Source organism: Mesorhizobium sp. NZP2234 (assembly GCF_013170765.1).
Lineage (GTDB): Bacteria > Pseudomonadota > Alphaproteobacteria > Rhizobiales > Rhizobiaceae > Mesorhizobium > Mesorhizobium loti_D.
Window position 1 is genome coordinate 4,098,514 of the sequence record NZ_CP033364.1, and the last position, 19,654, is coordinate 4,118,167.

Sequence of the window (19,654 nt, forward strand, 5' to 3'; positions counted from 1 at the left end):
GGTTCACCCGTTCGAAACTTCGACCAAACGGTCGAGGACCTGCAGCGCCCGGCCGCTGTCGATGGCTTGCGCGGCGAGCGCGATGCCATCGCCAAGTGTCGTTGCCTTGCCCGCGATCACCAGTCCGGCGCCGGCATTCATCAGCACGGTGTCGCGATAGGCGCCTGCAGCGCCGCCCAGCATATCGCGCAATGCCTTGGCATTGTAGGCGGCGTCGCCGCCGCGCAGCTCGTCCTTGGTATGGCGCTTCAGCCCAAATTCTTCCGGGGTCAGCGTGAAGCTGCGGATCTCGCCGCCGATCAGTTCCGCCACCTGCGTCTCACCTGTGGTGGTGATTTCGTCATAGCCGTCGCCGTGAACGACCCAGGCATGCTCGGTACCTAGCGCCTTCAACGTTTCAGCGATTGGCAGGATCCATTCCGGCAGGAACACCCCGACCATCTGCCTAACGACGCCGGCCGGATTGGAGAGCGGCCCGAGCAGGTTGAAGATGGTGCGGGTGCCGAGCTCGACGCGTGTCGGGCCGACATGCTTCATCGCCGGATGGTGCGCGGGCGCGAACATGAAGCCCAGTCCGGTCTCCCGGATGCAGCCGCCGATCGTTTCCGGTGAGATATCGATCTTGAGTCCAAGGGCGATCAGGACGTCGGCGGCGCCGGTCAGCGAGGACAGGCCACGATTGCCGTGCTTGGCGACAGGAACGCCGCTGCCGGCGATGACGAACGCCGATGCCGTCGAAATGTTGACGCTGTGGGAATTGTCGCCGCCGGTGCCGACGATGTCGATGGCCCCGGCGGGCGCTTCGACGCGGAGCATCTTGGCCCGCATTGTGGCGACAGCGCCCGAAATCTCACTCACCGTTTCACCGCGCACGCGCAGCGCCATCAGGAAGCCGCCGATCTGCCCGGGGGTCGCGTCGCCCGACATGATGATGTCGAAGGCCTCGCGCGCCTCCTCGAAGGAAAGCGCGTTGCCGCCCGCGACCTTGGCGATATGGGTTTTCAACGCGCTCATCTTGTCGAGGCTTGGGCAACGGCGGCCTGGTCGATGCGGACGTCATACTGCGTCTGCAACTGCGCCACCAACTGGTCGAGCAGATCGTCCGACATGCCGGAGGTGAAGGATTTCTGTGCGTCCTCCGGCACCGAGCTGGCATCGGCCCCGGCGGGTTCGAACACTTCGGCGACCTTGAACAGGATTTGTCCGTCACCGGTGGGCGAGGGGATCAACCCGGTGCCGCCTTCGCCGACGCCGAACATCACAGCGGCGCCCTCCTTGCCGAAATCGGCATCGTCGGCTTCGCGCTTCAGGCCGCGCTTGGTCTGCTTCTCCAGCTTGAGCTCGTTGGCGATGACGTCGAGCGTGGCGCCAGCCTTGAGCCGCTTTTCGAGTTCGGCCGCCTTGGCGGCGAGCCGCTTGGTGGTCTCCGCCGCCGTCCAGTCCGCGACGACCTTCTGGCGGACCTCATCGAGAGTGCGGTCGCGAGCCGGCGTGATCGAACCGACCTCATAGAAGACGAAGCCGTTGTCGGCCGTGGTCAGCGCCTCGTTTTCGGTGTTGGGTTCGGCGTCAAAGACCGCCTTGATCAACGCCGGCGATTCCGGCAGGTCCTTGACGACCGAGCCGTCCGGCCTGAGGCCGTTGCGATCGATGGCGTCGATGGTGACGTCCTTCAGCTTCAGCTTGGCGGCCGCTTCGGCCAGGGAACTGCCGGAGGCGCGGGTGTCTTCGTAATTGTCGTGGACATCCAGCAGGATGCGGCTTGCCTCGCCCAGCGCCAGGTCCTTGCGGATCTGGTCGGAGACTTCGGCGAGCGGCTTCACCACCTCGGGCTTGATCTCGGTAACGCGCAGCAGCACCGGACCAAAGGCGCCCTGGACGACCTGGCTGACTTCATTGGCATTGAGCGTGAACGCGGCATCGGCAACCGCCTTGTCGGCGATCTTGTCCTTGGCGAGCGTGCCAAGCAGCGTGTCTGCCGGAGTCTTGCCTTCGGCGGTCACCAGCTTCTCGAAAGTGGCGCCGGCCTTGAGCGAATCGAGCGCGGCCTTGGCCGCGTCCGGCGTCTTGAACACAAGCTGCTCGATGGTACGCATCTCAGGCGTTGTGTAGCGCGCCTTGTTCTTGTTGTAATCGTCGCTGACTTGTTGGTTGGTGACCGCGGTCGTGTCCATGATGTCCACCGGCTCCAGGCGGACATAAGAGAATTTGCGATACTCGGGTGCGGCGTAGGCCTTCTTGTTGGCTTCGAAATAGGCCTGAAGCACGCTGTCGCCCGGTGCCTCGATCGGCTCGACGAGCGTCTTCGGCAATGTCAGATAGTCGACGGTGCGGTCCTCGCCGCGGTAGAGCGCCACCGCCTTGAAGAATGCGTCCGGCGCCTTGAGGCCGTCCGAGACCGCCTCGACGATCTGCTGGCGCACCGCAACCTGGGCGCGGTTCTTCAGATAATCCTCGGGCCGCATGCCGACTTCGCGCAGCAGGTACTCGAACGTCCTCCTGTCGAACTCACCGCTCGGCCCCTTGAAGGCCGGATCCTCGCGCGTCAACTCGGCCAGCCGGTCCTTGGACAGGCCGAGGCCCAGCTTGCGTGCCTGTTCGTCGAGAACGGCGCCGGAAACGAGCTGCGCCAGCACCTGGTTGTCGATGCCGAGCGCCTTTGCCTGTTCATGGGTGAGGCGCTGACCGAATTGCTGCGACATGACGGCCAACTGGCGGTCATAGGCGAGGCGATATTCGTTGATCGATACCTTGGTGCCACCCGCAGTTATCACCGAATCGTGGCCGGCAAAGCCGCCCATCAGCCGCCCGGAGATGCCCCAGACCAAAAAGCTGAGCACCAGCAACACCAGTAGACCTTTCGCGACCCAGGTACCCGCCGCGTTTCTCAATATACCAAGCATCGTTACTTCCGATTTGTGCGCCTTTTTCGCGGGCGCCGAGTCTGAAACAAGCGCAATAGCGCCCTTCCGGTCCACTGTCGATTGCTTTGTGGCCTGATTTTGGTAGTGAGGGCCAGAGCCTGATATCGCCCGGAGAAGCAGACCATGACGCCAGGAATTCGCCCGCTCGTCGCCGGCAACTGGAAAATGAACGGCACCAGCGCCTCGCTGAACGAGCTCAGGATGATCGGCAACGGGTTCATGAGCGGGCTCGACGCCGAGACCGAGGCGCTGGTCTGCGTTCCCGCGACGCTGCTTTCCCATGCAGCGGAGATTCTGTCGCGCACGCCCGTCCATGCTGGCGGTGAAGACTGCCACACCAAGGAAAGCGGCGCCTACACCGGCTGCATCTCGGCGGAGATGCTGAAAGACGCGGGCGCGAGCCATGTCATTGTCGGCCATTCCGAATGCCGCGAACAACGCGGCGAGGACGATGCGACGGTCCAGGCCAAGGCAACCGCGGCGTGGCGCGCCGGATTGGTGGCCATCGTTTGCATCGGCGAGACGCAGCAACAGCGCGAAGCGGGCGCCACGCTCGACGTGCTGTCGCGCCAGGTCGCCGGCTCGGTGCCGCCGAGTGCCACGCCATCGAACACCGTCGTTGCCTATGAGCCGGTATGGGCGATAGGCACCGGCCTGACGCCGACCGCGGCCGATGTGGCCGAAGCGCATGCGCATATCCGCGAAAAGCTGTCGGAAAAGCTTGGCGCCGCCGCTGCCGGGATACGCATCCTCTATGGCGGCTCGGTCAAGCCGTCCAATGCGGTGGAACTGCTGGGTGTCAGGAATGTCGACGGCGCCCTGGTCGGCGGCGCCAGCCTGAAAGCAGCTGATTTCCTGGGTATCGCTGAAGCCTATCGCAGCATTCCCGGCTGAGATCCATGACGCTGGACGGGGCTCGTCCCGTCCAAATTCGTTGCAAAGGGCGCGTTGCTTCCCATATTCCGGCCACGGGCTTGGAAATGCCGTGAAAGCATTGTATTGAGCCGCCTCCAATTCACCGGTCGTGTCCGCGGCCGGGCAAGGCCTTGCCAGGATAAACTATGCAAACCGTACTGATCGTCATCCATCTCATGGTCGTGCTCGCCCTGGTCGGCGTGGTGCTGCTGCAACGCTCCGAAGGTGGCGGCCTTGGCATTGGTGGCGGATCGGGCTTCATGACGGCGCGTGGCGCCGCCAATGCGTTGACGCGGGCGACGGCGATCCTGGCTGCGGCTTTTTTCGTTACGTCGCTGACGTTGTCGATCATTGCCCGCTACGGTGAGAAGCCGATCGACATTCTCGACCGCGTTCCCGCGACTTCGGATGGTGCTGGCAAGGGCGTACTCAATCAATTGCCCGGCACGACGACCCCAGCGCCCGCCGGCAATGCCACGCCGACGCCGCCATCCGGCAATGACGCAGCGGCGAAGCCTCCGGCAACGGCCCCGGCGACTGCGCCCGCTGGCGGCGCGACGCCGCCAGCAAGCAACGGCACCACCAACACCGCGCCGGCGACACCGCAAGTCCCCAACCAGTAAGCTCCACCTGGTCCAAGCCGCGATCTGTGATCGTTTGAACACAGTCGCGGCAAATGCTGCGTGATCACGAAGATTCGACGGGCAGCAGCGTGGTCGCGCGCTTGAGGCATACGCGCTTATTCGACTATAGATTGCACGCGGCATTTTCGGTGTCCTTGGGGGGCGCCGGGCGACGCCGTGGGCAACAAGCATTGAACGATCGGATCTTCGCCATGCAGCTTCGCAGCTTCATTTTCCTGGGACTTTGCGCCGCACTCGGCCTGAGTTCCCCGGCTTCCGCCGGCGTGCCGGCCAATTTGGCCGCCAACCAGTCGGTCGACAAAACCGACGCCATCAACGTCGCAGCCAAGAGCGATGCGGCGCAACTGAAGCTTCTCAAGAAGAAGAAAAACCCGACACCGGACGATCTCGCCCAGATCAAGAAGATCGAGGCCAAGATCGTTGCCGACAAGGAAGACGCCAAGGCCAAGGCGCTCGAGGCCAGGAAGCTGGCGATGCGTGAAGCAGCCAAGGCCAGGGCCGACGCGGACCGGCAGGCCTTCCTGGCCCAGAAGGGCAAGACTGCTCCGGCAACCGAAGTGGCCGAGGCCAAGCCTGCCAAGAAGACCACCAAGGTGATCGAGCCGATTGAACCGATTACGCCAATCCAGTCGGCCGAGCCGCTCCCGGCCGAGGCGATGAACGTCGCCTTGACCGGCAACAATGGCGAACTGCGCAGCGAGGTCGTCGGCCAGACGCGGCCGAGCAGCGGTGGCCTGTTCGCCGGCCTGTTCGGCGGCACCTCGTCCGGCTCGTCGATCAGCTACCTGCCCGAGACGCGCGCGCTTGACGCCGCACTTGCCAGGAAGGATGCCAAGAAGCCGTTCAAGGTGAAGCCGGAATTCGTGCCGCAGGACGTGGAGTTCACCGGCTACGATGCCGGCACAATTGTCATCGACACCAGCGCGCGGCGCCTTTATCTCGTCGAATCATCGACGACAGCGCGTCGCTACGCGATCGCGGTCGGCCGTGAGGGACTGCAGTTCAAAGGCACGGTCGCCGTTGGCGACAAGCAGGAATGGCCGCGCTGGATCCCGACGCTCGACATGCAGAAGCGCGAACCGAAGCATTACGCGCAGTACAAGGACGGCATGCCCGGCGGTGGCCAGAACCCGCTCGGCGCGCGCGCCATCTATCTCTATGACGGCAAGAAGGACACGCATCTGCGTATCCACGGCACCATCGCGCCGCAGTCGATCGGCACCAGTGCCTCCAATGGCTGCTTCCGCATGATGAACGAGCACGTCATGGATCTGTACAGCCGCGTCAGGGTCGGCACCAAAGTCGTCATCATCTGACGTTTTCACCATCATGCCGAAGGGCCGGCCCAGCCGGCCCTTTTGTTTTGCCTCGTTCACGATCAAGCCTGTTCGGTCGTGATCCCTGGACAAATGGAAATCGTTTGTCCGAGAAAACCGGATTCCAATTTTCGGGATCATGGTCCAAGCGCCTTTTTGGGAAAAAGCCTTCGCGGTGGTTTTTTCTCTGGCGGAATCAATCCGGCCGCGTTAAGCGATGACTCCCATGGCGCGATATGTATTCATCACAGGCGGCGTGGTTTCCTCACTTGGAAAAGGCATTGCCGCAGCGGCCCTAGGGGCTCTCCTGCAGGCGCGAGGTTATCGCGCACGCATCAAAAAACTCGACCCTTACCTCAATGTCGATCCCGGCACGATGTCGCCGTACCAGCATGGCGAGGTGTTCGTCACCGACGATGGTGCGGAGACCGACCTCGATCTTGGCCATTACGAGCGCTTCACCGGCCGCTCGGCCAATCAGCAGGACAACATCACCACCGGCCGGATCTACAAGAACATCATCGAGCGTGAGCGGCGCGGTGACTATCTCGGCGCCACCGTCCAGGTCATCCCGCACGTCACCGACGAGATCAAGAATTTCGTCCTCAACGGCAATGACGACTATGATTTCGTGCTGTGCGAGATCGGCGGCACGGTGGGCGACATCGAGGCGATGCCGTTCCTCGAGGCGATCCGCCAGCTCGGAAACGATCTGCCGCGCAACAATGCCGTCTATGTGCATCTGACCTTGATGCCCTACATTCCGACGGCGGGTGAGCTGAAAACCAAGCCGACCCAGCATTCGGTCAAGGAATTGCGCGGCATCGGCATCGCGCCCGACATTTTGCTGGTGCGCGCCGACCGTGCCATTCCCAAGGAAGAGCGCAGGAAACTGTCGCTGTTTTGCAATGTCAGGGAAAGCGCGGTCATCCAGGCGCTCGACGTGCCGCACATCTACGACGTGCCGATGGCCTACCACAAGGAAGGGCTTGATTCGGAAGTGCTGGCCGCCTTTGGCATCGATCCTGCGCCGAAGCCGCGCATGGAGCCCTGGCAGAAGGTCTCCGACCGCATCCACAGCCCGGAAGGCGAGGTGACCATTGCCATCGTCGGCAAGTATACCGGCCTCAAGGACGCCTACAAATCGCTGATCGAGGCGCTGTCGCATGGCGGGCTCGCCAACCACGTCAAGGTCAAGCTCGACTGGATCGAATCGGAGATCTTCGAAAAGGAAGATCCGACGCCGTGGCTGGAAAAGGTGCATGGCATCCTGGTTCCCGGCGGCTTTGGCGAACGTGGCTCCGAAGGCAAGATCCTGGCGGCGAAGTTCGCGCGCGAGCGCAAGGTACCGTATTTCGGCATCTGCTTCGGCATGCAGATGGCTTGCATCGAGGCGGCGCGGTCGCTGGCCGGCGTCGAGCATGCGTCCTCGACCGAGTTCGGCCCGACCAACGAACCGGTCGTCGGCCTGATGACGGAATGGCTGAAAGGCAACATGCTGGAAAAACGCCGCGAGACCGGCGACCTCGGCGGCACCATGAGGCTCGGCGCCTACCAGGCCGATCTCGCCAAGGGGTCCAAAATCGCCGATATCTATGGCGACACGCAGATTTCCGAGCGCCATCGCCACCGCTACGAGGTCAATATCGACTACAAGGAGCGGCTTGAGGATTGCGGTCTGGTGTTTGCCGGCATGTCGCCGGATGGCGTGCTGCCGGAAACGGTGGAATATCCAGATCATCCCTGGTTCATCGGTGTGCAGTATCACCCCGAGCTGAAGAGCCGGCCGCTCGATCCGCATCCGCTGTTCGCCAGCTTCATCGAGGCAGCGGTGGAACAGTCGCGCCTGGTCTAGGCGTCCTCCAAGCGGCCTCATCTCATGCAGACCTATGTCGCGCTCCTCTACAGCATCATTCTGGGCGAGGGGCGCCGGGTCGTCATGGCCGACCTCAAGGCAATGGCGGAAGGCCTTGGCCTGAGGAATGCCCGCACGCTGGCAGCGACGGGCAATCTGGTTTTCGACGCGCGGGCGACCGATATCGGCAAGTTGGAACAGCGGCTGGAAACGGCCTTCGAAAAAACCTTCGGCCGCCATGTCGACATCATCGTGCGCGCCGGCGAGGGATGGCTGAAACTTGCTGCCGGCAATCCATTCCCGGCGGACTCAGCCGCGGCAGGCGACCAGGTGGCCGTAAGGGTGATGCGCAACCCTGCGCCCGCCGATGCTGTCGCCGCACTCCAGGCCTATGCCGCCGAGGATGAAAAGGTATTTTCAGTCGGCGGCGACATCTGGGTCGTCTTTTCGCGCGAGAGGCCGAGTTCACGGCTGCTCGCGGCGATGAACCACAAGCGTCTCGGCACCGGCACCACGCGCAACTGGAACACAGTGCGCAAGCTGGCCGACATGGTAGGGCAGTAGGGCAGTAGGGCAGTAGGGACCTATTCCCTGCTCGCTTACTGCCCTACTGTGTTATTCCCTTGTTCAGGCCTTCGCCGTCCTGGCGCCCGCACCCACGGCGGCGGTGCGCAGCACGTAGTAGATGACGCCGGCGATGGCGACACCGAAGAACCAGCCGTAGACGCCCCACCAGGCAGGCAGCCAGTTGGTGAAGTTCGGCAGGATCGACGAGAAGACGGCACCAATGCCGGCGGCGATGAAGGCATTGACATGCCAGCCGCCCTGGAAACGGAACTCGCCATCCTCGCGATAAAGCGCCTCGACGTCGACCTCGCCTTTGCGGATCAGATAGTAGTCGACCATCATGACTCCGAAGATCGGTCCCATCGTCGCGCCGATGACGCCGACAAAATGCGCCGCGCCGCCTTCCCACGGTGCGAAGGGATAGAGCACGAGCGCGATCAGCGCCGCGATGTAGCCGCCCTTCTTGAAGTCGATCTGGCGCGGGAAGACGTTGGAGAAGTCGAAGGCCGGCGAGACGAAGTTGGCGACGACGTTGATGCCGAGCGTCGCCACCGCGAAGGTCAGCGCGGCAAGGGCCGCCAGGAACCAGCTGTCGAACTTGGCCGAGATCTGGTCGGGATGCAGCAGTACTTCGTGATAGACGTCGTAGGCGGCAATGGTGGTGACGCCAGCGACCAGCGAGAACAGGATCAGGTTGACCGGCAGGCCCCAGATGTTGCCCTTGCGCAGCGCGGCCTTATCCGGCGCGTAGCGGGCGAAGTCGCAGAAATTGAGATAAAGCGCCGAGAAATAGGTCACCCAGATCGCGGCAACCCCGAAGAGTGCCGTCCACGATCCGGGGTCGCCCGGAATGCCGGCATCGGCGGTCTTTTCGCGCAGCACATCCATTGGAATATCGCTGGTGAAGGCGAAGGTCCCTGACTTGACGCAGAGATAGATGGCAAGGAGCAGCATCATCACCCAGACCGCGGGCCCGGCCCAATCCTGGAAGCGGCGTACCGTTTCCATGCCTTTCTGGATGATCAGCAACTGCAGCGCCCAGATGATGACGAAGCAGATCACTTCCAGCGTGGAATGGCCGAGAAGATGCGAAGTCTTGTTGAATTCGTCGAACCATTGCATGCGGGTCAGCAAGGCCACGATCGCGCCGGATGCGGCCGCCGTTTGCGCGCCGTACCAGAAGCAGGCGACGATGGCGCGCACCAGCGCCGGTATGTTGGCTCCCCACACCCCGAAGGAGGCGCGAGCAAGCACGGGGTAGGGCACGCCGGTCTTCACGCCGGCATAGCCGACCATGTTCATCAGCGCGTAGATGATCAGAGACCCGATGCCGATGGCTATGATGAAATTGACGAAGCCGCCGCAGAACAGAAACAGGCTGGCGGCGAGATAATAGCCCCACAGGCTATGGACGTCCGACGTCCAGACGTTGAAGATCGAAAACGCTCCCCAGTTTCGAACTTTGGCGGGAGCGAGGTCCTCATTGTACAGGCCAGGCGATGCGCCTTGTATCGTCATTGCAATATCCCCTTCTTGCAGCACGCGCCCTCACGCGTGGAGCTAAGAGGTTACGCCTGACGCTGGGGAACCGACAAGCAATCCATTTGCCGGCTTTGACCTTAAAGATATTCAATATGAACCGCGATTATCGACGGATCGCATTGGTGGGCCGTTGTTGAACAGGGCGGTCCGGTGATTCGGATTCGGCAACGACGGTTCGGCCTAGGTGATGGCCATTACCCGCTTGTGGTCCTCGACTTCGGACAATAGCCAATCCTGAAACAGGCTGGTGCCTGGCTTGTTGCCGATGCTGCGAGGCCGGTGCAGATAGATGCCTGCCGGGTAGGTGTGGCGGGCACGAAACGGGGCGACAAGCTTGCCTTGCTCAAGAAAGTCCTGTGCCATCATCGTGTCGGCAAGCGCTATTCCGGCGCCATTGATCGCCTCGCGCATGATCAGCGTGCAATCATCCAGCGTCGTGCTGGATTTGGGCGTCGTATCCGAAACACCTTCCTGCTCCAGCCACCGCTTCCATCGCATGGTCTCGCATTCATGGATCAGGTGGTGATTGACCAGGTCAGCGGGCGATCGCAGCGGCACAGGCCCATCGAGCAATGAGGGCGCGCAGACAGGCGTCAGTACCACCGGAATGAGCAACGTCAGAGCCGGGCCGGCCTTGTAGACGAACTCGTCGACAATGGCCAAATCGAAGTTGGCGGGCTTGCCTGATGTCGAGATCTCCAGCTCCACCGTCGGGTGCAGCCGGCGAAAGTTCGGCAAGCGGTCCGCCAGCCAAAGGTTCAGAACGACCGGCACGCACAACACCCGGACACGTTGGGTCCTGCCGTGACCCGGACCATCGGTGAGGCTGACATCGTCGGTGGCGCGCCAGATGGCCTCGAATGCCTCGGAGAGGCTGCGCGCATAATAAGAGCCCCTGATGGTCGGCGTTATCTGGCGAAATCCGCGCTCGAACAGATCCTGGCCGAGATTCCTTTCAAGCGCACGGATGTGGCGGCTTATGGCCGAGGGCGTCAGGTGCAGTTCTTCGGCCGCATCCTTGATGCTGCCGAGACGTGCGGCGGCCTCGAAAGCGCGCATGCCATTGAGTGACGGTAAGGCCATGGGCCAATCATGAATTGTCAGTTGAGTTTTTGTCAATCGACTTGGGCAAAATTGGCGTTTGATCGCCTGGCCTGTTCGGGGATACCCAAGGACAAGAGCGACTAAGTCGCCGTCCAAAAACAATTATTTGGGGCCTCCGGCACCGTTCCACCAATGGCGGAGGCCGGCCTGATCGGTTCCGCCGCCGCGGTGGAAGCATTGCGCACATCAGCAAATGGGAGAACCACCGCATATGCCTCAATCGCCAGTGCCGGTCTTCGAAACGGTGGACGAGATTTCCGCGGAAGCCTCTGTCGTCGTGATCTTGCAAACCGCCCAGACAGGCTTTGGCCCCCGGGCAGCGGCGCTGGATGCTGAAATGGGCGGGGTTCTGTCCCGCGCCTGCTCCGACCCGGCCGCATTGGCCGAATCCGGGACCTGCATCGATCTCATCGCCCCCCAGGCCGTATCGGTCCGGCGCGTAATCGTCCTCGCCCTGGGCAAGGCGGAAGCCGTGAGCGCCCTGTCATTGGCGCGCGCCGGCGGTCTGCTTGCCGCTCATTTGGAAAGCAAGGGCGAATGCGCGGCCACGCTTGTCCTCGACCCTATTGCCGATGTCGGCTTGCCCGGAGCCGAGATCCTGGCGCGCGTCGCGCTTGGCATGCGGCTGCGGCGCTATCGTTTCGACATGCGCAACCGGCGCCAGGGGGCGGGAGCGGATCGAACCCTGCGGGTGCAACTGGTCGGAGCAAGCAGCGCGGAGCTGACCCCGGCGCTGGCCCGGGTCAATGCAATCGCCGATGGCGTCGAATACGCGCGCACGCTGGTCAACCTGCCGCCGAACCATCTCCACCCCGACAATTTCCACGATCATCTGGAGCCACTGCGCGAGGCCGGCATCGACATCGAAATACTCGATGCCGCGCAACTGAAAGAGCTCGGCATGAACGCGCTGCTGGCGGTCGGCTCCGGCTCGGCGCGGCCGCCACGGGTGGCCGTGCTGCGTTATCGCGGCAAGGGTGCTCCCTCGCAACCGCTGGCATTCGTCGGCAAGGGCGTCTGTTTCGATTCCGGAGGCCTCTGCATCAAGCGCGGCGAGCAGATGTTCGACATGAAGGCCGATATGGGCGGGGCGGCGGCGGTGGTCGGCCTGCTGATCGCGCTCGCCCGGCAAGGCAGCCCGGTACACGCCGTCGGCGTCCTCGGTATTGCCGAGAACATGCCGTCCGGCACCGCTCTCAAACCGCGCGACATCATCACGACAGCCTCGGGACAGACCGTGGAAGTGTTCGACACCGACGCCGAAGGGCGCCTGCTTCTGGCCGATTGTCTCCACTACGCGGCAACACGCTTCAATCCGTCGGTGATCGTCGATCTGGCGACGCTGACCTATTCGGTGACGCGCGGCCTGGGATCGATATTCGCCGGCCTGTTCAGCACCGACGATGCCATCGCCGCGCAGATGATCGCGGCCGGCGAAACCGTCGGCGAGCGGTTCTGGCGGCTGCCTCTCGACCGTGCCTATGACGAGGGACTGCAATCGCCATTCGCCGACCTCCGCCACCATGCCAAGGACATGGAGGATGGCGATGCTCCCTATGCGGCTGCTTTCCTGCGCCATTTCACGGAAGACCGCCCGTGGGTGCATCTCGACATCGCCAGCAAGGAATTGACCGACACCGATCGGCCCTTGGGCAGGCAAGGTGCCACCGCCTTCGGCGTGCAGATGCTGGAAGAGTGGGTGCAGGCCGGCCGCAAGGTAAACTAGGCGCCTGCCGTCAGGGACAGGAGCGAGATGCGTTCGAACGTGATGGGAAACGGAATGTCGTCTGGGATCATTGGCAGGGAAGGGCGGGCCGCCTTCCGCAACTACGAAACCTGGTATCGGATCTCCGGCGACATCGACGCCGCCAAGGCCCCGGTGGTGATCCTGCATGGTGGACCAGGCGCCGCCCACAACTATGTCGATGCCTACAAGCTTCTTGCCCGAAGAGATCGCGCCGTCATCCACTATGACCAGTTGGGCTGCGGCAATTCCACATTGCTGCCCGAGAAAGGCGCCGACTTCTGGACACCTCGGCTTTTCATCGACGAGCTTGAAAACCTGGTCGACCGTCTTGGCATTCGCGCGGGCTTCCATGTGCTTGGCCAGAGCTGGGGTGGCATGCTGGGCGCCGAATATGCGGTCACGCGGCCGAAAGGTCTGAAGTCGCTGACCATCGCCAACTCGCCGGCTTCGATGAAGCTGTGGGTCGAAGAGGCCAACCGGTTGCGCGCCGATCTGCCCGAGGACGTGCAGGAGACACTGACCCGGCACGAGCAGGCCGGCACGACGGACGATCCGGCCTACCAGGCGGCGACGATGGCTTTCTACGAGCGGCATGTCTGCCGGGTCGTGCCGTTTCCGCCAGAGGTGACGGAGACCTTCGCCCAGGTTGTGCGCAATCCCACCGTCTATAATTTGATGAATGGGCCGAACGAGTTCCACGTCATCGGAACCCTGAAGAATTGGAGCATCATCGACCGCCTGCCGGCCATCGATGTTCCCACGCTGATCATCTCCGGACGTCACGACGAGGCCACGCCCGCGACCGTGCAGCCCTTCAAGGACGGCATCCGAGGATCGCGCTGGGAGATATTCGAGCACTCCAGCCACATGCCGCATGTCGAAGAACAGGATGCGTGCATGCGGGCGGTGGGAGACTTCCTGGACCACAACGACAACTGAGAAAAGGGGAATCAAGACATGAAGAAACTGCTCCTGGCGGCATCAGCAGCCGCATTGCTGGCCGGCACCTGGTTGGCCCCGGCACAGGCTGAATATCTCAAGGAGCACCGAGGCGGCACCATCCGCCTTCTGGCCCGCTCCGCGGCGGGAACGCTCGACCCGCACATCAATTACACCGACCAGGGCTGGCAGGTGTACCAGCCGATCTATGACGGGCTCGTGGCCTTCCGCAAGGCCGAGGGCATGGACGGCTTCACCATCGTTCCCGACCTGGCCGAGGCACTGCCCGAGGTTACCAATGACGGCAAGACCTTCACCTTCAGGTTACGCAAGGGCATCAAGTTTTCCAGCGGCCAGGATCTTGGCGTGAAGGATGTCGTCGCCTCGTTCCAGCGCATCTTCAAGGTTTCAGGGCCGACCTCCGGCACGTTCTATGCCGGCATCGTCGGCGCCGACAAATGCCTGGCCGATACCAAGGGCTGCACGCTGGAAGGCGGCGTTGTCGGCGATGAAGCGGCCGGCACCATCACCGTCAACCTCACCAAGCCCGACGCCGAAATCCTCTACAAGCTTGCCCTGCCGCATGCCGTGGTCCTGCCGGCGGACACGCCAGCCGAAGACATGGGCTCCAAACCCATCCCCAGCACCGGTCCATACATGATCTCCGCCTTCGACCCCAACAAAGGCATGACGGTTTCGCGCAATCCCAATTTCAAGCAGTGGAGCGAGGAAGCGCAGCCGGACGGCTATCCGGACGTTGTCCAATATGATTTCGGCCTGTCCGAGGAAGCGGCCGTCACCGCGATCCAGAACGGCGAAGCGGACTGGATGTTCGACGCATTGCCGAGCGACCGCCTGGGCGAACTTGGCAGCAAATCCATGGACCAGTTGCACATCTCGCCGCTTTCAGCCTGGTGGTATGCCCCGCTTAACAACCGCCTCGCTCCATTCGACAATGAAAAGGCGCGCCAGGCCGTTGCCTATGCGATCGACCGCAACACACTGGTCAAGCTTTTCGGCGGCAAGGTGCTGGCCTCGCCGGTCTGCCAGGTCCTGCCGCCGGACTTCCCCGGCCATGAAGACTATTGCCCCTTCACCAAGGACCCCGGCGCCAAATGGTCGGCGCCTGATCTCGACAAGGCCAAGCAGCTCGTCGAGGAATCGGGAACCAAGGGCCAGAAGGTGACCATCATCGTCGAGGATACCGCCATTTCCCGGTCGATCGGCGTCTATCTGCAGAGCGTGCTGACGACCATCGGCTATGTGGCCGACGTCAAGCCGATCTCGTCCAATATCCAGTTCACCTACATCCAGAACACCAACAACAAAGTGCAGATGTCCGTCACCCAATGGTACAAGGACTATCCGGCGGCTTCGGACTTCCTGAACATCCTGTTCAGCTGCGCCTCCTTCCGTGAAGGTTCGGATGCCTCGATCAACATCGCCGGCTTCTGCGACAAGGACATCGATGCCAAGATGCAAAAGGCGCTGGACCTTGGCGTGACGGACCAGAAAGCCGCCGACAAATTGTGGGCCGAAATCGACAAGCAAGTCACCGACAAGGCACCGGCCGTCGGCCTCTTCACGCCGAAGCGGCTTGACTTCGTCAGCAAACGGGTCGGCAATTTCAAGTTCAACCGGCAGTTCAACTGGATGATCACCCAGTCCTGGGTGCAGTAACGAACTGCGGAGGGACACGTTCGTGTCGAACCAAGCTGTCGCCGTGCCGCGCAAGACGCGAGGGCCCTGGGCCGTCGCGTTCGCGAAGCTGGCAAGGGACAGGGCCGCGATGGCGTCCCTGGCCGTGTTCCTCCTCATCGTCCTTGCCTGCCTCAGTGCGCCTCTCTATGCGCAATGGGCAGGCGTGGACCCATTCGCCTCGACGCTCGACGCCGTCATCCAGATCGACGGCACCGACGTCCCGGTAATGGAACAATCGACCGAGGGGCTCGGGCTCGGCTACACGCCCCTCGGTCCGACCTGGCGGCTCGGCAATTATTTCCTCGGCGCCGACAGTCAAGGGCGCGATGTCATGGCCCGGATGCTCTATGGCGGGCTGAGCTCGCTGCTGATCTCCGGGGCGGCCACCATCTTCACGCTGATCATCGGCACGGCGGCGGGATTGGTAGCCGGCTATTTCGGCGGCGTCACCGACACGGTGCTGTCGCGCTTGCTGGATGTCCTGTGGGCGTTTCCGATCTACCTGCTGGCGATTTCGCTTTCCATCGTCACCATCGCGCAAGGGATCAGGATCGGGCCGATAGATATCGAGTCCGGCAGCCTGTGGCTGCCGGTCATCATCATCGGCATCGTCTACGTGCCCTATGTGGCTCGACCGATACGCGGTCAGGTCCTGTCGCTGCGGCACAGCGAGTTCGTGCTCGCCGCGATCAATCTGGGCGTGCCGGGATGGCGCATCCTGTGGCGCGATATCCTGCCCAACATTACAACCACGCTCATCGTTTTCGTGCCGCTGATGATGGCGTTGAACATGTTGACGGAATCGGCGCTCTCCTTCCTGTCGATCGGCGTGCAGCCGCCGGCTGCGAGCTGGGGCACCATCATCCAGGACGGACAGGCGCTGCTTTACACCAGGCCGCTGGTGGCGCTGGTTCCGGGCCTGGCGATCGCGGTTTCGGTCATGGCGCTCAATGTCTTCGGCGACGGGCTGCGCGACGCGCTCGATCCGCGCTCCAAGGTTCGGCTGGGGCGCGACTGATGATCTACGCCATCCTGCGCCGTTTCGGTCAGATGCTGTTCGTCATGTTCGGCATCTCGGTCATTGTCTTCCTGATCTTTTTCGCGACGCCGGGCGCCGACCCGGCCGCGCGCATCGCCGGCCGCAATGCGTCGCCCGAAGTGCTGGAGGCGGTGCGCCACAGTTTTGGCTTCGACCGGCCACTCTACGTGCAATATGTGAAAATGATGGAGAAGATCTTCGTCACCGGCGACCTGACCTCGTTCGTCAACCGTGGCTGGAAGGTGGTGCCGGCGGTCATGGATTCCATTCCGGTCACACTCTCGCTGGTGTTCGGGGCTGCGGTCCTGTGGGTGGTTGTCTCCATCATCATCGGCATCGTCGCCGCCGCCACCCGCGACAGCTGGCTGGACAAGCTTCTGATGGCGCTGGGGCTGCTCGGCATCTCCATGCCGGTCTACTGGCTGGGCGAGGTGATGAACCTGATCACCCAGAGCCGCTACCATGACAGTTGGGCGTTCTCCTGGGTGCCGCCGCTCGGCTACAAGAATTTCTCCGACGATCCGAAGGGCTGGTTCCTGACGCTGATCATTCCATGGATCACGCTGGCCATCCTCTACATCGGCATCTATGGACGCGTGCTGCGTGCGGCGATCATCGAATCCCTGCAGGAAGACTATATCCGCACGGCCCGGGCCAAGGGGCTGTCGGAGACCCGTATCCTGTTGCGCCATGCCTTGCGCACGTCGCTCATTGCCTTCGTCACCTTGTTCGGTCTCGACTTCGGCGCACTGGTGGGAGGTTCGGCGTTGCTGACCGAGGTGGTGTTCGGGCTGCACGGTATCGGCAAGCTCACCTATGACGCGCTGCAGAACCTCGATCTGCCGATGATCATGGCAACGGTGATGTATGCTTCCATGTTCGTGGTGATCGCCAACGCGGTCGTCGATTTCGTCTACATCCTTCTCGATCCGCGCCTGAGGACATCATGATACTGTCGGTGCGCGACCTCAAAGTATCCTTCCGCACCAATGACGGCCTGGTGCGGGCGATCGATGGCGTTTCCTTTGACCTCGCGGAAAGCGAGATCCTCGGTGTCGTCGGCGAGTCCGGGTCCGGCAAGACGGTATCGCTGCTGGCCGTGATGGGCCTCATCACCGATCCCAATGCCACCATCGAAGGCTCGATCCGCTACAAGGGACGCGAGTTGGTGGGGCTGCCCGCGCGCGAACTGAGACGCCTGCGCGGCAATGAGATCGCGATGATCTTCCAGGATCCAATGACGGCGCTGACGCCTGTCTACACGATTGGCTGGCAGATCGCCGAACAGATCCGCGCGCATCGCACCATCAGCAAGGCCAAGGCGATGGAGCGCGTGGAAGAACTGCTGGCCGAGGTGAATTTTCCCAACCCGCACGAGGCGATGTCGCGCTACCCGCATCAGCTTTCGGGCGGCATGCGGCAGCGGGCGGTGATTGCAATGGCCTTGTCCTGCAATCCGGCACTGCTGGTGGCGGACGAGCCGACCACGGCGCTCGACGTCACGGTGCAGGCCGGCATTCTCGACCTGGTGCGCAAGCTGCGCGCAACCCACAAATCAGCGGTCGTCTTCATCACGCACGACATGGGCGTGGTCTCCGAACTTGCCGACCGGGTGATGGTCATGTATGCGGGCCGCGTGGTTGAACGCGGCAGTCGGATGGAGCTGTTTTCCGACCCGCGACACCCCTATACGCGGGCGCTGCTCGGTTCGATCCCGCCGCTGACCGGCGACAAGCCGCGCCGCCTGCCGGCCATCCCCGGCTCGCCGCCATCGCTGCTTCGATTGCCGCAGGGCTGTGCGTTCGGCCCGCGTTGCCCGGTGCATTACGAGCCCTGCGTGACCGGCAAGCCCGACCTTGGGGCGGGTACCCACGCCGCGGCATGCTTTCGGGTGGCACAGGCATGAGCGGACCCATGACCGACAAGGATCGCCCGATTCTCGAGACGCGTTCGCTGGGAAAGCGTTTTTCGATCGGCTCCCGCTTTTCCGCCGAAGGCAGGCGAACCGTGCATGCGGTCGACAATGTTTCGCTGAGCGTGCGGCGCGGCGAGACGGTCGGGCTGGTCGGCGAGTCCGGGTGCGGCAAGTCCACTCTGGCGCGCTGCCTGGTGAGGCTCTACGACATTACGGACGGCAAGCTTCTCTTCGAAGGCGACGACATCACCACAAAATCGCTGTCAGAACTGAGGCCGCTGCGGCGCCGCCTGCAAATGGTCTTCCAGGATCCGTCTGCCTCGCTCAATCCACGCCGGCGTGTCGGAGACCTGGTGGCCGAGCCTTTGCGCATCCATGGCAAGCTTTCGTCACGCGAGATCACCGCGCGCGTCGCGGAACTGTTCGAACTCGTCGGGCTGTTGCCGGATCATGTCATGCGGTATCCGCACGAATTCTCGGGCGGGCAGCGCCAGCGCGTCGGTATCGCGCGGGCCATCGCGTTGAACCCCGATCTTGTCGTGCTGGACGAGCCGGTCTCCGCGCTCGACGTGTCGGTGCAGGCGCAGATCGTGAACCTGCTCGCCGACCTGCAGGAGAAGCTCAACCTAACCTACATCTTCATCGCCCACGATCTCTCGGTGGTGCGCCAGGTGTCGACCCGCATTGCCGTGATGTATCTCGGCTCGATCGTCGAGGAAGGGCCGGCGGAGGAGGTGTTCGCGGCCCCGGCCCACCCTTACAGCCAGGCGCTGATCTCGGCCGTCCCCGTGGTCGAGACAACGCCGAGTGGGACGCGCAAGCGCATTATCCTCACCGGCGATGTGCCGAGCCCGCTCAAGCCGCCATCCGGCTGCCGTTTCCACCCTCGATGCCCGATCGCGGCCGAGCGCTGCCGCACGGAGCGGCCGGAGCTGAGGGAGTATCGGCCCGGCCGGAAAGTTGCCTGCCACTTCCCGACGGTGTAGCCGAGCCGTCATCCTCGTATCGGCGATCGCATTCGGCCAAAAGATTTTTAAAGATTCCGTTTTTTGCGTGGAACCGACGGCGAGGCGGCGCGTTACATTTGGTTCGATCGGGCGCATCGCGATCGACCGGGAGGAAACGATGGACTACCTGCATTTCTTTTCGCCCGTGCGGATCTCGCGCGGGCAGGGGCACCCTGTAGAAGAAGTGGATAGTGTCGCCGAGGCGATGGTTTTCTTGCGTAAGTGGCCAACGGGACGACGTGGACCTGTGTATCAGTGCGCGCTGAATTGCTGCTCGGCCGCCCTGTCGGGGCAAATGTCGGCTGAAGAGGCGAGGAAGGCATTCACGGGCTTTGCCCGGATCACGCGGCTTCTAGACGATGACATGGCGTTGCCTGTCGCCGGCGAAACCATGGCAAGCGTATACGCGCTGCGGCGATAGACGCGTCGGACTGCTGGA

The 19,654-nt window shown here is 62.9% G+C and carries 17 protein-coding genes; 13 read left to right on the forward strand and 4 right to left on the reverse strand.

The genetic code is table 11. The features are described 5' to 3' along the window. Window positions 1-3: 3 nt before the first annotated feature. Complete coding sequence (gene trpD / locus EB230_RS20190) at window positions 4-1,014, reverse strand: anthranilate phosphoribosyltransferase (RefSeq protein WP_056577061.1); 1,011 nt, start codon at window positions 1,012-1,014, stop codon at window positions 4-6. Then, on the reverse strand, window positions 1,011-2,903 hold the full coding sequence (locus EB230_RS20195; RefSeq protein ID WP_172373762.1) for a SurA N-terminal domain-containing protein: 1,893 nt from the start codon (window positions 2,901-2,903) through the stop codon (window positions 1,011-1,013). The genes trpD and EB230_RS20195 overlap by 4 nt, the downstream gene beginning before the upstream one ends. Before the next feature lie 144 nt (window positions 2,904-3,047). Here EB230_RS20195 and tpiA point away from each other — a divergent pair, with 144 nt between their 5' ends. The 5 genes from tpiA (at window position 3,048) to EB230_RS20220 (ending at window position 8,218) form a co-directional block, all read left to right on the forward strand. Further along, window positions 3,048-3,818 carry a triose-phosphate isomerase gene (tpiA, locus tag EB230_RS20200; protein ID WP_172373764.1) on the forward strand — a complete coding sequence of 257 codons (771 nt, stop codon included), beginning with the start codon at window positions 3,048-3,050 and terminating at the stop codon, window positions 3,816-3,818. A 167-nt stretch (window positions 3,819-3,985) separates the two neighbouring features. Beyond that, the gene (gene secG, locus EB230_RS20205) at window positions 3,986-4,462 is read left to right on the forward strand and encodes a preprotein translocase subunit SecG (RefSeq protein ID WP_056577071.1); all 477 of its coding nucleotides are present in this window, start codon (window positions 3,986-3,988) and stop codon (window positions 4,460-4,462) included. Window positions 4,463-4,674: 212 nt separating this feature from the next. After that, entirely contained in the window at window positions 4,675-5,799 is a 1,125-nt protein-coding gene (locus EB230_RS20210) for a L,D-transpeptidase (protein ID WP_172373765.1), read from the forward strand. Between the two features lie 217 nt (window positions 5,800-6,016). After that, window positions 6,017-7,654: a CTP synthase gene (locus EB230_RS20215; protein WP_081294741.1), complete on the forward strand. Its 1,638-nt coding sequence runs from the start codon at window positions 6,017-6,019 to the stop codon at window positions 7,652-7,654. A 24-nt stretch (window positions 7,655-7,678) separates the two neighbouring features. Next, entirely contained in the window at window positions 7,679-8,218 is a 540-nt protein-coding gene (locus EB230_RS20220; protein WP_056577077.1) for a DUF1697 domain-containing protein, read from the forward strand. Window positions 8,219-8,281: 63 nt separating this feature from the next. Here EB230_RS20220 and EB230_RS20225 read toward each other — a convergent pair whose 3' ends face one another. Together EB230_RS20225 and EB230_RS20230 are read right to left on the reverse strand one after the other, a co-directional pair. Beyond that, window positions 8,282-9,739, reverse strand: coding sequence for an NCS1 family nucleobase:cation symporter-1 (locus tag EB230_RS20225; protein ID WP_056577080.1), 1,458 nt, complete (start codon window positions 9,737-9,739; stop codon window positions 8,282-8,284). A gap of 204 nt (window positions 9,740-9,943) precedes the next feature. Further along, complete coding sequence (locus EB230_RS20230; RefSeq protein ID WP_244494141.1) at window positions 9,944-10,969, reverse strand: LysR substrate-binding domain-containing protein; 1,026 nt, start codon at window positions 10,967-10,969, stop codon at window positions 9,944-9,946. 109 nt (window positions 10,970-11,078) lie between these two features. On the opposite strand from EB230_RS20230, the gene EB230_RS20235 reads away from it, so the two are divergent. The 8 genes from EB230_RS20235 to EB230_RS20270 all read left to right on the forward strand — a co-directional run bounded on the left by EB230_RS20235 (window position 11,079) and on the right by EB230_RS20270 (window position 19,636). Continuing rightward, window positions 11,079-12,593: a leucyl aminopeptidase gene (locus tag EB230_RS20235; RefSeq protein WP_056577085.1), complete on the forward strand. Its 1,515-nt coding sequence runs from the start codon at window positions 11,079-11,081 to the stop codon at window positions 12,591-12,593. Window positions 12,594-12,647: 54 nt separating this feature from the next. Next, the gene (locus tag EB230_RS20240; protein WP_056577088.1) at window positions 12,648-13,553 is read left to right on the forward strand and encodes a proline iminopeptidase-family hydrolase; all 906 of its coding nucleotides are present in this window, start codon (window positions 12,648-12,650) and stop codon (window positions 13,551-13,553) included. An 18-nt stretch (window positions 13,554-13,571) separates the two neighbouring features. Then, window positions 13,572-15,233: an ABC transporter substrate-binding protein gene (locus tag EB230_RS20245; protein WP_056577091.1), complete on the forward strand. Its 1,662-nt coding sequence runs from the start codon at window positions 13,572-13,574 to the stop codon at window positions 15,231-15,233. A 22-nt stretch (window positions 15,234-15,255) separates the two neighbouring features. Continuing rightward, window positions 15,256-16,272 carry an ABC transporter permease gene (locus EB230_RS20250; RefSeq protein WP_056577094.1) on the forward strand — a complete coding sequence of 339 codons (1,017 nt, stop codon included), beginning with the start codon at window positions 15,256-15,258 and terminating at the stop codon, window positions 16,270-16,272. Then, complete coding sequence (locus tag EB230_RS20255) at window positions 16,272-17,243, forward strand: ABC transporter permease (RefSeq protein WP_056577097.1); 972 nt, start codon at window positions 16,272-16,274, stop codon at window positions 17,241-17,243. Before EB230_RS20250 ends, EB230_RS20255 begins: the two co-directional genes overlap by 1 nt. Further along, window positions 17,240-18,199: an ABC transporter ATP-binding protein gene (locus EB230_RS20260; protein WP_056577099.1), complete on the forward strand. Its 960-nt coding sequence runs from the start codon at window positions 17,240-17,242 to the stop codon at window positions 18,197-18,199. The genes EB230_RS20255 and EB230_RS20260 overlap by 4 nt, the downstream gene beginning before the upstream one ends. A gap of 8 nt (window positions 18,200-18,207) precedes the next feature. Beyond that, window positions 18,208-19,194 (forward strand): dipeptide ABC transporter ATP-binding protein, encoded by a 987-nt coding sequence (locus EB230_RS20265; RefSeq protein WP_056577102.1) that lies wholly within the window; start codon window positions 18,208-18,210, stop codon window positions 19,192-19,194. A gap of 139 nt (window positions 19,195-19,333) precedes the next feature. Then, window positions 19,334-19,636 (forward strand): DUF982 domain-containing protein, encoded by a 303-nt coding sequence (locus EB230_RS20270; protein WP_056577453.1) that lies wholly within the window; start codon window positions 19,334-19,336, stop codon window positions 19,634-19,636. Window positions 19,637-19,654 lie beyond the last annotated feature (18 nt).

What these genes read in the sequence shown, in the direction of transcription:
- EB230_RS20195 (WP_172373762.1), bottom strand. Translation starts at nt 2,903, where the DNA reads ATGCTTGGTATATTGAGAAACGCGGCGGGTACCTGGGTCGCGAAAGGT.
- EB230_RS20240 (WP_056577088.1), top strand. Translation starts at nt 12,648, where the DNA reads ATGTCGTCTGGGATCATTGGCAGGGAAGGGCGGGCCGCCTTCCGCAAC.
- EB230_RS20260 (WP_056577099.1), top strand. Translation starts at nt 17,240, where the DNA reads ATGATACTGTCGGTGCGCGACCTCAAAGTATCCTTCCGCACCAATGAC.
- trpD (WP_056577061.1), bottom strand. Translation starts at nt 1,014, where the DNA reads ATGAGCGCGTTGAAAACCCATATCGCCAAGGTCGCGGGCGGCAACGCG.
- EB230_RS20270 (WP_056577453.1), top strand. Translation starts at nt 19,334, where the DNA reads ATGGACTACCTGCATTTCTTTTCGCCCGTGCGGATCTCGCGCGGGCAG.
- tpiA (WP_172373764.1), top strand. Translation starts at nt 3,048, where the DNA reads ATGACGCCAGGAATTCGCCCGCTCGTCGCCGGCAACTGGAAAATGAAC.
- EB230_RS20235 (WP_056577085.1), top strand. Translation starts at nt 11,079, where the DNA reads ATGCCTCAATCGCCAGTGCCGGTCTTCGAAACGGTGGACGAGATTTCC.
- EB230_RS20245 (WP_056577091.1), top strand. Translation starts at nt 13,572, where the DNA reads ATGAAGAAACTGCTCCTGGCGGCATCAGCAGCCGCATTGCTGGCCGGC.
- EB230_RS20255 (WP_056577097.1), top strand. Translation starts at nt 16,272, where the DNA reads ATGATCTACGCCATCCTGCGCCGTTTCGGTCAGATGCTGTTCGTCATG.
- EB230_RS20215 (WP_081294741.1), top strand. Translation starts at nt 6,017, where the DNA reads ATGACTCCCATGGCGCGATATGTATTCATCACAGGCGGCGTGGTTTCC.
- EB230_RS20220 (WP_056577077.1), top strand. Translation starts at nt 7,679, where the DNA reads ATGCAGACCTATGTCGCGCTCCTCTACAGCATCATTCTGGGCGAGGGG.
- EB230_RS20265 (WP_056577102.1), top strand. Translation starts at nt 18,208, where the DNA reads ATGACCGACAAGGATCGCCCGATTCTCGAGACGCGTTCGCTGGGAAAG.
- EB230_RS20225 (WP_056577080.1), bottom strand. Translation starts at nt 9,739, where the DNA reads ATGACGATACAAGGCGCATCGCCTGGCCTGTACAATGAGGACCTCGCT.
- EB230_RS20210 (WP_172373765.1), top strand. Translation starts at nt 4,675, where the DNA reads ATGCAGCTTCGCAGCTTCATTTTCCTGGGACTTTGCGCCGCACTCGGC.
- secG (WP_056577071.1), top strand. Translation starts at nt 3,986, where the DNA reads ATGCAAACCGTACTGATCGTCATCCATCTCATGGTCGTGCTCGCCCTG.